Origin of the sequence: Clostridium sp. AM49-4BH, assembly GCF_003478335.1 — a bacterium.
Taxonomy (GTDB): Bacteria; Bacillota; Clostridia; order Lachnospirales; family Lachnospiraceae; genus Butyribacter.
This window is the reverse complement of record NZ_QUFB01000016.1, coordinates 21949-35768: the sequence shown is the minus strand read 5'-3', so window position 1 is coordinate 35768 and position 13820 is coordinate 21949. Positions and strand designations below refer to the sequence as shown.

The window sequence follows — 13820 nt, the reverse complement described above, 5'->3', positions numbered from 1 at the left end:
TCTGTCATCCTCCTCTATTACGTCAAAACCCCCCTGCATATTTCCCAAACGAGATCTATACAGAGAGGTTTTTCTTGATTAATCGGAAATTGCTGTTGTATAGCGAGACAAAGGCAAAGCGCTGGCTTTGCTTTTATTGTATCCTGCATACAGTGGCAATCAGTCAATCGCTTCTAATGCCTGTTTCAGATCTGCGATCAGATCTGCTTTATCTTCCAAACCACATGAAATACGAACCAAGCCGGCAGGTACACCTGCTGCCTCTAATTGTTCATCTGTCATCTGACGATGTGTCGAAGTAGCCGGGTTCAAGCAGCAGGTTCTTGCATCTGCTACATGTGTCTCGATCGCCGCCAACTTCAGATTCTTCATAAACTTCTCAGCCGCAGCACGTCCACCCTTTAATTCGAATGAAACGACACCACATCCGCCATTCGGCAGATATTTCTGTGCTAATGTATAGTAACGATCTGTTGGCAGACCGGAATAATTAACATAAGATACCTGTGGCTGTTCCTGTAAAAATTCTGCTACAGCCTGTCCATTCTCAACGTGTCGAGGCATACGAACATGAAGAGATTCTAATCCTAAATTCAAGAGGAATGCATGCTGTGGAGACTGAATGCATCCAAAATCACGCATCAACTGTGCTGTACATTTTGTAATAAATGCCCCCTCTTTGCCAAACTTTTCAGCATAAGTAATACCATGATAAGATTCATCCGGTGTGCAAAGTCCCGGGAACTTATCCGCATGTGCCATCCAGTCAAACTTACCGGAATCAACGATTGCACCACCGACTGCTGCTCCGTGTCCATCCATATATTTTGTCGTAGAGTGCGTCACAATATCTGCCCCCCACTCGATCGGCCGGCAATTCACCGGCGTTGGGAATGTATTATCCACGATCAACGGCACACCATGCGCGTGCGCAGCCTTCGCAAACTTTTCAATATCCAATACCGTCAATGCAGGATTAGCAATCGTCTCACCAAAAACCGCACGCGTATTATCCTGAAATGCTGCATTTAACTCTTCTTCTGTACAATCCGGGGATACAAATGTAACAGTAATACCCATCTTTGCCATGGTGACCTGTATCAAATTAAATGTACCACCATAGATTGATGAAGATGCCACAATATGACTGCCGCACTCACAAATATTAAACAAAGCAAAAAAATTGGCGGCCTGACCGGAAGAAGTCAGCATTGCTGCCGTACCACCCTCCATTGCTGCAATCTTAGCTGCTACATGATCGTTGGTTGGATTCTGCAAGCGTGTGTAAAAATATCCGCTTGCTTCCAGATCAAATAATTTTCCCATATCCTCACTGGTGTCATACTTAAATGTAGTAGACTGCACGATCGGGATCTGACGCGGTTCGCCATTACCCGGAGTATATCCTGCCTGTACACACTTTGTTCCCATTGTATATTCGTTCATCATATCTCTCCTTAATTAATCAATTGTAAAATAATCCTTAAACTGATCTTGCGTCATCGGTTTTGCTGACACAACCGGAAGTGCCATCAATCGCTGAAACAACTTTGTTTTCTCCCCACGGTTACCACTGCATTCAAAATGAACATGTCCAAGCTCTTCTTTCGTTGCCAGTAACTTGATCTCGCGTAACCGCCGCTGCATTTCCTTTGCCGTGCCAATTGCGCCATCATACAGATCCACATGTTCTCCAACCATCTCCAAGATCGTATCCTGTACGAATGGATAGTGAGTGCATCCGAGAACAATTCCATCCAACGGTCTTTCTTTGATTCCCTCAAAAAGTTCATGCAAGTATATATAAACTTCTTCGCCGTCAAAATCTCCGCTCTCGATGAATTCCATCAAGCCGGGACATGGCACCGGGATGATATTTGCCTGATCTTCATATTTATGCATCAGTTTATTGAATTTTTGCTGCTTCAACGTCATCGGTGTTGCCATCACAAGTATATTGCCGCCCGGGTGTTCTGTTACTGCCGGCTTGATCGCAGGTTCTATGCCAACAATCGGAATATCTGAATACATTTCCCGAAGCTCTTTGATCGCACAGCTGGTCGCCGTATTGCAGGCAACAACAATCGCCTTGCAGCCCTGATCGAGCAGCCGGCTAACATGCTTGATCGTCAGATCTCTTACCTCTTCGACAGTCCTTGTACCATATGGTGCATTTGCACAATCCCCATAATATAAGAATTGCTCTGCAGGCATCAAATAACGCATCTGTCGCAAAACACTGACACCGCCCAAACCGGAATCAAACACTCCGATCGGCGTGTTAAATATTGCTTCGACCATACTTTCCCTACATTCCTTTCCTACATACTCCTGATCACCCGTTTATTTTGAATCGGATCAATCTTTATCAATAATTTCTTTGTAAAATCCGGAGTAATCCTTGCGTCCCTCTTTCATTGCGGCAATTGCTGCACGTGGATGCTGATTCAAATGACCTGTCAACAGATATGGAATATCAAATCCCCATTCAACTCCCTGCTCTTTTAATGGCACAATATTCTGCTCGATGAATTTAATGATCGGGAAAAGCTTGTACTTTGGATTCTTCAAAAATCCAAGCAATAATTCCATGCAGCAGTTTCCTGCTCCACGTCCCATTCCGCTCATCGTTGCATCCAAATAAGACACACCTCTTGCACAGGACTCGATCGTATTTGCAAAAGCAAGCTGCTGATTGTTATGTGCGTGCATTCCTATGTATTTGCCGTACTTCTCGCCCACTTCCATATACTGATCTGAAATAGTGCGGATCTGCTCCGGGAACAGTGAACCAAAACTGTCCACGATGTAAATGCCATCAACACAAGATTTACCAAGCATTTCTAACGCTTTATTAATGTCGGACTCTTTCGCATTGGAAATCGCCATGATATTACAAGTCGTTTCGTACCCTTTGCGGTGTGCATCTTCGATCATATCGATCGCCGCCGGCATTGTATTCACATAAGTTGCCACACGGATAAGATCTACCGGACTGTCGCTGCGGTCATGAATATCTTCTTTATAATTGCAGCGTCCTACATCTGCCATAATGGAAATCTTCAGATCGGTGTCATTATCACCAACGACTTCGCGAATCTTGTCATCCTCAGCAAACTTCCATGGGCCATAAGCATCCACGTCAAACATCTCTTTATCAGCGCGATAACCAAACTCCATATAGTCTACGCCTGCTTTTACATTTGCTTTGTACAGATTATGGATAAATTCATCTGTAAAATAAAAATCATTTACCAAACCACCATCACGAATTGTTGCGTCCAACACTTTAATGTCCGGACGAAAAGATAATAAATCACCCTTCTGTGCCACTTTTTCTTCCTCCAAATATTTCGTATATTTCTTCCGGTTCCACTTGTCCACACCTTCTGCCGCGCGATCTTCCATGTGTATTCGATCCGAACGGTTCTTAAGATTGGACAAAAAAATATACCCAAAATGCCGGTTCCTGAATTTTGAGTCCTAGCGATCAGCTAGGTGGGCAACCGCATATGAAATGCAATCTTCCTCTGCAATGAAGGCATGACATTCTTTCATATATATAGGAATCCCATTCAAAAAGTGTAGGTTCAAAATATCAGAAGTTGTCGTACATTCCAGGTACTATAAGTATATACAATTTTCTTGAAAAATACAACTGTCAAATGAATTTACTCATATTCTTCCAGCGAAGTCAGCTCCATAAACGTAAAGGTAAAGGTCGTACCTTCTCCCGGCACACTCTGCACCTCAACGTCACCTCCATGGCGTAATATGATCTGCTTAGCGATCATTAGTCCAAGCCCGGTTCCTTTTTCATTTTGTGTCAGCTTTGATTTATAAAACTTTTCAAAAATATATGGCAGCTCTTCCGGTGCGATCCCAATGCCCTGATCAGCGATCTGTGCCTTGATCAGACCGTCCCGGCTGACAAGAGTCAAGTGCACCTTGCCCCCTCGTTCAGAAAACTTTACGGCATTATCTAACACGATCAAAAACATTTGCCGTAATCTTCCATAATCGCCCTCGATCATAAACGGCTGCTCTTCCGGTATATCAACCACAAAATGAATCTCTTTTTCCTCGCCGATCACGCGTGCACTGCGCATTACGTCCGCAAAGATCTGTGCCAAGCTGACAGGTTCTTTGTCCATCTGAAAATCCGGATTCTGCATTTTAGAGAGTAAAAACAGATCCTGCACCAGGCGTTCCATCCCCTGACACTCTAATAAGATCCGGTCATATACGCCGCGGACATCTTCCTCCTCCGAAAGCACATCATCGTGAAGCATTTCCGCATATCCGCGCACTACTGTGATCGGTGTCCGCAATTCATGAGAAACATTTGCAAAAAAGTCTCTTCTTACCTGCTCTAAATTCGCACGTTCCTGCTCCGCTTTTGTCAAGCGCTCTGCAAGAACATCTAATTGCTCCTCCAACTGTGATAACTGCCTGCTGTGACTGTACTTCTCAACCGGAGAATAATCGCCTCCCGCAATTCTTCGGATCGTCTTACCGATCTTGTTGATCGGCAGAGACAGATATTTTGTAAAGATCAAAGCGATCAAATACGAAATAACTACCGCTACCACTGCACTGAGAGAAATCAGATATTTTCCCTCTCGTAGTCCCATCGTCTGGCGGTCGATCATAGAAACCATCATAACCGCTCCGATCACCTGATCGGTTTTGTAATCGTGCACCGGGATCGCCACACGAAGGATCATCATACCATATGCTTTATCATAGCTTGATGACGCTCCTGTCTGTCCGCCAAACGCCTGGCGAAGTACCGCATACATTTCATCGGTCAGATTGTCATCGTTCATTTCTGCATTCGTAAAATCTTCTTTCAAGGCATTTTTCGCCTTATGATTGCTGAGGATCCATACATCTGTGTTCTCTGCGCTCTCAATCTCATCAATATAAACGGAATATTTTTCATACTGTCCGATATTCTTCTTGTACTGAAACTTGGACACCCGGCGTGCTATCTTTTTGCCCTGTTTGGTCAAAAGTTCCGTGTAGGAGCGCGTGTAATTGCGCTGATATAAATAATTAAAGATTGCCCCGGTCAACAACAGCGAAACAGCAAGCACCACAACAAAAGACAGATAAATGCGTACAGATATATCATTTCTGCCAAGCTTGGAATCATTCCATTTTTGTCTGATCTTATGCAGCCCTTTCATGTCTTACTGTCCTCCGGCAATCTCTAGCTTGTAGCCGACACCCCAGATCGTCTTGATCGTCCAATCCGGATGCGGCACAGAATCAAGTTTCGCACGCAGTCTTTTGATATGCGAATCTACCGTGCGGCTGTCTCCGTAGTAATCGTAGCCCCATAAACTGTCAAGCAGATTATCTCTGGTAAATACTTTGCCCGGTGTACTTGCTAACGTCCACATGGTTTCAATTTCTTTTTTCGTCATTGGAATCTTTTTGCCATCAATGCAAAATGTATATTCATCTAAATTCACTTCCATATTGCTGACACGTAAGATCTGTCCGGACTGCGTCTCCACACTCTGACGGCTTATCCGACGAAGCACCGCGCGCAGTCTCGCCATAACCTCACTCGGGCTAAACGGTTTCACGATATAATCATCTGCACCAATGTCTAATCCCATGATCTTATCATAGTCTTCGCCTCGTGCCGTAATTAAAATGATCGGTACGGCGGATTCCTGTCGGATCGTGCGGCACACCTCATAGCCATCCTTCCCCGGCATCATCACATCCAGCAGTATGGCCGCCGGATGATATGTGTGAAACAGCTCTTCCGTCTGAATGCCATCTGTGGCGATCAACGCTCCATAACCTTCTTTTTTGACATATTTTTCTAAAATATCCGTAATATCTTTATTATCATCTGCAATCAATATGTATTCCATGAGTTCCTCCTTCGTCGAATCTGACCACTTCCTGTAATAAGTATAATAGTATTTGAAAAAGATGGCAAATATTTGACACCTTTCTGCCATTATCTTATTCTATGATAAATGCGAACCTGATATAGGTGGGAAATGATAATACATGCTATTTGTGTTGATACGCACCGGACACGAATTGTCTTATGCATGGAACACGTGTGTAGAAATGAGGATAATTATGAACTATAGAAAACAAATAAAACTGGCGCTGATCGCACTGGTCATGATCTTGTGCACACAAGGTAAACCGGCCGCCGCTAAGGCACCGAAGATCCCCGTCGTTGCAACCGAGATCAACGGCAAACAGGCTTTAGATGCCTCCGGCTCTTTACAGCGTTCCAAAAAACCGGGAACAAAGAAAAATTTTCAAAAAAAAATATTTATCGGCGACTCCTCCAGTCTCACGTTACTAGACGATCTGGATGGATATGAAACGACATTTAAAAGTTCCAATCCTTCCATTCTCAAGGTATCAAAAGTATCCGAAAATACTTGCGATTACTATGGTATGTCGGCCGGTACGGCAACCATTCAGATCCGCATCCGATCAACGTCAGGACTTTTCTTTATGAATCGTCCAACCACACTGAAAGCCAAGGTATCTGTATCACCACATGCTGTCAGCATCAAATTTAAGCATTCCAAATATAAGATAACAAAATCCAAGACGAGGAAAGTGCGGATTACGCTTCGTCCAAGCATTACGAAGGAAAAACCGGTATATACCATACTCAATACACGTATCGCTACTATTAATAAAAAGGGTGTCCTTCGAGGCAAAAGACCAGGAACGACTTACGTAACCGCAACACTTGCGAATGGGGTTCGCGCTAAATGCAAAATCGTTGTCAAAAGTGCAGACAAATAACCCGTCAAAAATAATTCATGGATCAGAATGGCAGATGCAGCCATCCTACACTGCGTTTTGCCTCCCGCTCTTTCTTGCGGGATCTGATCGTTGTAACCTGCGGCAGCTCTTCGGTGGCTGCCGCTTCTTTTGCCGCCGGACGCATTTCGATTAATATTTTTTCTAATATTTCTATTTGCTTTTGTTGTAACTCTTCCTTTTCCCGCATCAAATAATCCATTTGCTTACTCACCTTTTCTGTTACAGCCTCTGCGATCCGCTCTTCAGATTGTTGCGTCTGCTGTTCCACAACACTTGTGATCATATCACGCATCATCTGCTCAAACTGCTGCAATTTTTGTTCTTTGCTGATGCTGCTCACCGGCTCCGCCACTTCCATTGCTGACGGCAACGGAGTCACCTGCCCCATTCTTGCATGCTTTGGCGATCGATCTTCTTCCATCTGCACCTTTTGATTTAACTCTTCACGCAGATGATACAATTCCTGCGGCGTCATCGCCTCGACTCGTCTTCGATCCGGCAAAAGCAGCTTAATAGCACGAAGTTGAAAGCCCTGCTCTTTCCAATCTCTGATCTTATGCAAAATATGAATGTCCTGCTCTCTATAGTATCGATGTCCCTGCCCATTACGTGGAATCGCTAACCCAAGTTCATCCTCCCAATAACGCAGTACATGTGCCTCCACACCAACCTGTCTCGCCGCATCTGAAATGCCAAATCTCTTTTCCATTGTGTCATCCTCCATTTCTAGAAATACTCTTCCATAATTTCTCCGAGCAGCGTTAGTTTTTCTTCTGCTCTTTGCTCTTTCTGCTCACGTATGCCTTTCTCCAGCCAAGCCGGTGCCGAAGTCTGCTTGCACATATCCCCCTCCGGCCAAGCCGGTGCTGAAGTCTGCCTGCACATATCCCCCTCTGGCCAAGCCGGTGCCAAAGTCTGCTTGCATGCATGTCCATGTTCATTCTGCCATTCCTCATGAACCGCATATTCCATACCGTCCTGCCATCTCCCGGCAATCGACCAGACAGCTTCCTTTTCCTGTTCTGTTTCCTCATTACCGGCAGCTAATGCAAGCGTTTGCTGCTCCGGCTCCTCGAAATAAGCTTGTTGATATTTTGCCTGCTCTTCCGGATACAAATATTGATTTTCCAATCGTGGCTGCAAACTGTTTTCCAAATAATCCAACAAATAAATACGGATCATTTTTTTATGTGCATGCACCTGCATCAATAATTCGCCTCCAAAAATAAGTGCTAATATGATAACGGTGTAGATACAATACATACCATAAACTTGAAGTGATGTCTGAATATATATCCCATAAATCGTACACACCCCAAAATACATTCCCACAAACCATGCCCCATACAGTCCAACATTTTCCCAAGTAGATAATCGTATTTGATATGCCCGGTATTCCAACAGGTACCTGTCCACAAAACCGCCCACATCTTTTGCCGGAATATGTAGTTCGTAACACACTTGAAATTTTTTGATCAAATTGCGGATCCACGGATTTTTCGTCCCGGCAATTTTAGAACACTCCTCTAACAGATTGTTCATAACATGACCCGCTATACTTTGCAGGAGCAGTGTGATAATCCCTGCACCGAGCATTATCATTAGTAAGCTGTAATTTGCATATAATTGCTGCATCTGCCTCTCCACCTTCCGTTAATTTCATGGCTTTTGTTTCCTGCAGTTTCATCATACTATGTCCTATCCTGTGAAAACAGTGCCCATCGAATATCATTTTACGCCCTTGTTCGACGTTTTCTTTTTTGTTACAATATACATCTGTAACTCATACTTCATATGCACAAAGGTATTGACAGACCACCTTTTGTGCGTTTGGCAAAGTGCGAACACACGGTAACTTAGCAAGTTTGGAAAGGAATGTAAGATTACTATGCACGATACAACTTTGGATCACCTTTTGCAAAATATAATTACGGTGTTGTCGAAACGGATTGCCCATTTCTCGACATCTATCTCCATACAAAGGATCCTGTCTGCACCCCTGTAGTCGTGATCATCGACGCAGAGGCTGCCGCCGCTGTCAAAGCTGCAGATACACGATACGAAGAAAAAGACCGTATCCGGGCCGGAGAACCATACACACTGAACGCCGAAAATATAGCGATGATCTCTGACCAACTTCAGCAAATGCTAATAGATAACAATTTTGACAACTGTGAATATCTCTATATTTTGATGACGGAAGATGATTCTCTCGGCAGAAAATTATTTCCGGATCGCAAGAACTATTGGCAGATCATTCCATCGCAGGGCATATTACAGGCCTATGAAGACGTAGATACTTTATTTTCCCCTTTGCAGAAAGACTTAGAGCAATTCCTGCAGGAGGGACCGGAACGAACTTCTGACCTTCGATCCGTTCTGCCTGCCATGCGCAGCGTTTTTGTGACACTCTTACTGGTTGCTGTCAACATCCTGCTTTTTGTATATGGAGATCTGATCCCAGGCAAAAGAGACGCTCTGTTTTCTATGGGAGCACTAAGCGCAGAACTCGTCTTTGACAAGCAGGAATGGTATCGATTATTTACTTCGATGTTCCTACATATATCCGGAGAACATATTTTTAACAATATGATCACTTTGATCTTTATCGGCGCTTACTTGGAACGACGTTTGGGTCATATCCGTTATCTGATCCTTTATCTGGTCAGCGGTCTTCTTGCAGGCTGCACCTCAATCGTTTATAATGTTGTTATACATTCCGCAAGTACCTCGGTGGGTGCTTCCGGTGCGATCTACGGTCTTATGGGTGCTTTAATCCTTGCATTGATTTTTCATCATGACCGTCAAGAATCCCCGGATCTGCGTCAGATCATTTTTATGATCTTTTGGATTGTTTATGGAAGTTTTGCAATACCAAATGTCGATTTCGCAGCACATATCGGTGGTTTGATCAGCGGATTTGCTATGTACACTTTATTGACTCTGTCCAAAGAGAAAGGAATATAGACTCATGACGAAAGTTAATATTTATTATGGTGGCAGAGGATTGATCGAAGATCCTACCATCTATGTTATGGACAAAATAACAGAAGTATTGAACGAGCTCAACGTTGTCGTTCGACGCTACAATCTATACGAAGATAAAAAAGGCATCTCCGTTTTACCGAAAACGCTCAAAGAAGCGGATGCCGTTATTCTAGCTGCCTCTGTAGAATGGTTTAGCTATGGAGGGTTGTTACAGCAGTTTTTGGATGCCTGCTGGTTGTACGGTGACAAAGAAACCATTCAATCCCTATGCATGATGCCCGTCGTTCTATCGACACCTATGGGGAGAAAGAGGCCTCCCTACAGCTTACAAAAGCTTGGGAACTGCTTGGTGGCAAACCTTGCGATGGCATTGAGGCATATATAACAGATCCGGAAGATTTCAAAGCTAATGATGGGTATACTACATTTGTAGAGAAAAGAGTAGAGCTATTTTACCGCACCTTTACCGGCAAGCTGGAGACATTGCCTTCCAGTAATTCCCTGTCACCGGACACATTATCGCGTCCGTTAAGCATTGATTTGACACCACAGGAAAGTGAACAGTTGTCGGAATATGTTTCTAATGACCAATACGTGCAGAAGCAAAAAGAAGACATTCAGGAATTGTCTGAAATTTTCCGCACATTACTAGGGGATGATGAAGATCCTATGTCAAGCTCCGACCCCTATATCCGTGCGCTTTCATCACATTTCCACGGTATTCCGGACATTTCCGTACGGTTTACCCTTGAGATCACAGATGAAGACCGCTGTCTTTATATCACGGCTGACGGTGATATTTTGCATTGTACCTACAAGCAGCCGAAAAATTTCGAACCACACGTGACTATGAAGCTCAAAGCGGAGTTGCTGACACAGATCATACACAGCGAAACCACATTACAAAGTGCTTTTCGTACCGGCAATGTGATTGCCAAAGGTGATTTCAAGATCCTGCGCAGCTTCGATGAACTTTTCCGCTTCGAATAGACAAACACAAACTTTGCACGGATCAACCAACTCGAAAACACATATTGCTCATTATGTCAATGACTATATAGCATTTTGCAGCCACCAAAGAGTGGTTTCTGCCATCCGAGAACTATAGTAATTGCCTTTCCGCATTTTGTTTTTACAGTGATTTCTAAATTTTGTTGTCTCTGATGTATGATTTACATGCCTTTCGGAAACTCGAAGTCCCGGAAGCAAGGTAATCATCATTTTTGAAAGGGACTTTGCGCTCGTCGTTACTTATGTCTCGTATTTCAGAGACATTAAGTAACGTGACGTAGCGCATCGTAGCGAAAGCGTCCCGTCCAAAAATTGATGATACCTTGCTAAACCGGGACATCTCAGACACTCCTTTAGGCATGTATTCATCAGAGACTTAACAAAATAAGAAATCACGTAAAAACGTTGCGTTCTACGGCAATTATCTTAGTTCTCGGATGACAGAACAATTTAGTTTATCGGCTGCAAAATATTTTATTTATTGCTGACATAATGAGCAATATGTGGTCAAGTAGCCACTCCGTGCAAAGTTTGAAATTCAAATAGTATTAGTGCCGCTGTAAGGGCGGCAGAATGGAGGAATATTATGGAGAAACATATTGACAAGGATTGTATTTTTTGCAAATTGGCAAATGGAGAGATTCCGACAACATCGATTTACGAAGATGAGGATTTCAATGTAATCATGGATCTTGGGCCTGCTTCCCGCGGTCATTCCATCATCCTTCCTAAAACGCACGCTGCAAATCTCTATGAACTGCCAGATGATTATTGCAGCAAGATTATGGGAGTTGCCAAGAAATGTGCTGCTGCCATGAAGAAAAGCTTAAACTGCGATGGCCTAAATGTTTTGCAGAATAATGGTGAGGCCGCTGGTCAAACAGTATTTCATCTGCATGTACATTTGATTCCTCGTTATAAAGATGATCAGGTAAATATTACTTGGAAACCCGGTGAACCGGAAGAAGATATGGGTGCGATCGCAGAACAGATCAAAAAAGGATTCGAATAATCCGACAAAACATGAGGTAATCCAATGCCTTACGATAGCATCATATTGCATAACCGTATTTAAGGATAACAACAAACACCCCCGGCAGAACAAAACGTCTGCGGGGGTGTTACATTATAGTCTGTTCAGTCTAAGACATATTAATTTCCATATCGAATCGATAAATCTTATGTTGCATAAAACATTCTCACATCCTAGAAATCTTCACTCCGGTTAATTCTGCTCCCAGAGAAGTATTGGGGATTAAATATATCAACGTCCTCGGGCAGATATAATCTGAAGAATAATCAGAATATTCCACATATTCCTCATCTTCGTCAGTCCCCTCCTCTGCTGACCAATCTTTTAATACGACATACTTGCCGTTTTTGCGTTCCCACATTTCTCCTTCCGGTCCATACGTCCAATTCATAATCCCTTCATCTGAGGCAGAATACAGCAAAAGATCCATCGCCTTGTTCTTGTTGTTGGATTCCGACAAAACGGATACGCAATCAAGTTTTCTTCCTTTATCATCAAATGATTTTAGGTTGACCGGGAAACCGTAAATTCCTTTTTTCCCTGTTTTTTTATAAGTATATTTCTTGATATATTGAAAAGCATTTTTGTAGCGCTTATATATCTTAGGATTTTTCTTTAAGGTCGGTTCCAGATCCAACAATTCTCCCGCCTTAACCGCATCATAATAAGTCACATCTCCCATAAAAAATAAATATATATCCATATCGCTATCTCGCTCCTCAAAATATGATGGCTGAACATAATGCACTTCAACCCCCAGTTTTTCTGCCAGCAAGTCTCCATACCATCCTTTTTGTCTTCCCGGTAATCCGTATGGCAACAAGTTTGTCTTTAATGCAACAAGATTATTGTTATCCGGTTCACGATCAGGCAAACTCCTTCTGTACTGTTCCGCTTCATCATAAGTAAGCTTCGATTGATCAATCTTTACATTCTTCTTTTTGACAACCGTCCGCTGATCCACTCCCTCTGCCAACACGCAAATAAGAACACCGATCAATACCATAACAATTGGATTTACATATTTTTTCATAACGTATCTTCTCCCTCTCTTAAAGTTACTTATAAAATTTACAATCAATACAACAATAGCAACAACATAATTTTTCTGAATTAATTTATTTTATCATTTCCCTGTTTTACTCGCAATAACATAAAAAAGATTAACCATTTTTTGTATAATTTACACAACTGAATCAGCACGGTATTGTATATTTTCACTATTCCTTGTATAACGACATCTCACACCATTAACAACCATGACGGAGGCATGATGCAAAGCAGCTCTCACTCTATCATCTTCCCATCTTCGATCTTTATCACTCTGCCGCATTGCTCCGCTACAGCCAAATCATGGGTAACAATAACAATTGTTTTTCCCTGTTTGTTCAGATCAATAAATACTTTCATAATTTCTTTTGTTGTCTCCGTATCCAGCGCTCCTGTTGGCTCATCTGCCAAGATCAACGCAGGTTCATTTGCAATCGCTCTAGCAATTGCAACGCGCTGCTTCTGACCCCCGGAAAGATTACTCACAGGCTTATCGACAAAATCTTGCATCTGCACCATTTCAAGCATTTTGCGCGCGATTTCTTTCCTGTCTTTTTTCCGTTTTTTCTTACCTCTTGCTGCAAAATCCAACGGAATCATGACATTATCCAATGCCGTAAATTCTTCTATTAACGCAAAGTCCTGCATTACCATGCCAATCTTCTCATTACGAATTGCCGCCATCTTTCTTTCAGAAATTTTGCCAATTGTCATGTCATCAATACGATACTCTCCCGAATCATATCCATCAATACAAGCAAGTATATGTAATAAGGTGGATTTTCCAGCTCCTGAGGTTCCAATAATGGCAACCATTTCTCCATCCTCTATCGTCAGCGATATTCCGTGGAGTGCCTCAAAAGCGTTACTCTTTCCTTTGTTATAGGTCTTTACAATATTATCAAGTTGAACCATT

At 42.8% G+C, this 13820-nt stretch carries 14 protein-coding genes and 1 other RNA gene; 5 read left to right on the top strand and 10 right to left on the bottom strand.

Annotated elements, in window-relative coordinates; translation table 11 throughout:
* Positions 1-159: 159 nt before the first annotated feature.
* The 6 genes from DW981_RS06410 to DW981_RS06385 all read right to left on the bottom strand — a co-directional run bounded on the left by DW981_RS06410 (position 160) and on the right by DW981_RS06385 (position 5894).
* The gene (locus DW981_RS06410) at positions 160-1446 is read right to left on the bottom strand and encodes an O-acetylhomoserine aminocarboxypropyltransferase/cysteine synthase family protein (RefSeq protein WP_118507169.1); all 1287 of its coding nucleotides are present in this window, start codon (positions 1444-1446) and stop codon (positions 160-162) included.
* A gap of 15 nt (positions 1447-1461) precedes the next feature.
* The gene (gene murI, locus DW981_RS06405; RefSeq protein ID WP_118507157.1) at positions 1462-2301 is read right to left on the bottom strand and encodes a glutamate racemase; all 840 of its coding nucleotides are present in this window, start codon (positions 2299-2301) and stop codon (positions 1462-1464) included.
* Positions 2302-2358: 57 nt separating this feature from the next.
* Positions 2359-3408 (bottom strand): aldolase catalytic domain-containing protein, encoded by a 1050-nt coding sequence (locus tag DW981_RS06400; RefSeq protein ID WP_022025194.1) that lies wholly within the window; start codon positions 3406-3408, stop codon positions 2359-2361.
* Between the two features lie 39 nt (positions 3409-3447).
* A non-coding RNA gene (gene ssrS, locus DW981_RS06395) (6S RNA) lies at positions 3448-3627 on the bottom strand.
* 44 nt (positions 3628-3671) lie between these two features.
* Entirely contained in the window at positions 3672-5192 is a 1521-nt protein-coding gene (locus DW981_RS06390) for an ATP-binding protein (protein WP_118507156.1), read from the bottom strand.
* A gap of 3 nt (positions 5193-5195) precedes the next feature.
* Positions 5196-5894 carry a response regulator transcription factor gene (locus DW981_RS06385; RefSeq protein WP_022025197.1) on the bottom strand — a complete coding sequence of 233 codons (699 nt, stop codon included), beginning with the start codon at positions 5892-5894 and terminating at the stop codon, positions 5196-5198.
* Positions 5895-6111: 217 nt separating this feature from the next.
* Between DW981_RS06385 and DW981_RS06380 the strand changes: the two genes are divergently transcribed.
* Complete coding sequence (locus DW981_RS06380) at positions 6112-6801, top strand: Ig-like domain-containing protein (protein ID WP_182434168.1); 690 nt, start codon at positions 6112-6114, stop codon at positions 6799-6801.
* 22 nt (positions 6802-6823) lie between these two features.
* On the opposite strand, the gene DW981_RS06375 is transcribed toward DW981_RS06380, so the two are convergent.
* Together DW981_RS06375 and DW981_RS06370 are read right to left on the bottom strand one after the other, a co-directional pair.
* Positions 6824-7531, bottom strand: coding sequence for a MerR family transcriptional regulator (locus tag DW981_RS06375; RefSeq protein WP_182434166.1), 708 nt, complete (start codon positions 7529-7531; stop codon positions 6824-6826).
* 17 nt (positions 7532-7548) lie between these two features.
* Positions 7549-8457 (bottom strand): hypothetical protein, encoded by a 909-nt coding sequence (locus tag DW981_RS06370; RefSeq protein WP_118507153.1) that lies wholly within the window; start codon positions 8455-8457, stop codon positions 7549-7551.
* 372 nt (positions 8458-8829) lie between these two features.
* Between DW981_RS06370 and DW981_RS06365 the strand changes: the two genes are divergently transcribed.
* From DW981_RS06365 to DW981_RS06355, 4 genes are all read left to right on the top strand, one after another.
* Positions 8830-9789, top strand: a complete 960-nt coding sequence (locus DW981_RS06365; RefSeq protein ID WP_118507152.1) for a rhomboid family intramembrane serine protease — start codon at positions 8830-8832, stop codon at positions 9787-9789.
* Between the two features lie 4 nt (positions 9790-9793).
* The gene (locus tag DW981_RS15055; protein ID WP_182434164.1) at positions 9794-10195 is read left to right on the top strand and encodes a hypothetical protein; all 402 of its coding nucleotides are present in this window, start codon (positions 9794-9796) and stop codon (positions 10193-10195) included.
* Positions 10078-10800 carry an SCP2 sterol-binding domain-containing protein gene (locus tag DW981_RS06360; protein ID WP_118507151.1) on the top strand — a complete coding sequence of 241 codons (723 nt, stop codon included), beginning with the start codon at positions 10078-10080 and terminating at the stop codon, positions 10798-10800. Before DW981_RS15055 ends, DW981_RS06360 begins: the two co-directional genes overlap by 118 nt.
* Positions 10801-11407: 607 nt before the next feature.
* Positions 11408-11833 carry an HIT domain-containing protein gene (locus tag DW981_RS06355; RefSeq protein ID WP_022025586.1) on the top strand — a complete coding sequence of 142 codons (426 nt, stop codon included), beginning with the start codon at positions 11408-11410 and terminating at the stop codon, positions 11831-11833.
* A 187-nt stretch (positions 11834-12020) separates the two neighbouring features.
* Here DW981_RS06355 and DW981_RS06350 read toward each other — a convergent pair whose 3' ends face one another.
* Positions 12021-12887: a hypothetical protein gene (locus DW981_RS06350; RefSeq protein WP_118507150.1), complete on the bottom strand. Its 867-nt coding sequence runs from the start codon at positions 12885-12887 to the stop codon at positions 12021-12023.
* 254 nt (positions 12888-13141) lie between these two features.
* Positions 13142-13819: an ABC transporter ATP-binding protein gene (locus DW981_RS06345; RefSeq protein WP_022026156.1), complete on the bottom strand. Its 678-nt coding sequence runs from the start codon at positions 13817-13819 to the stop codon at positions 13142-13144.
* Position 13820 lies beyond the last annotated feature (1 nt).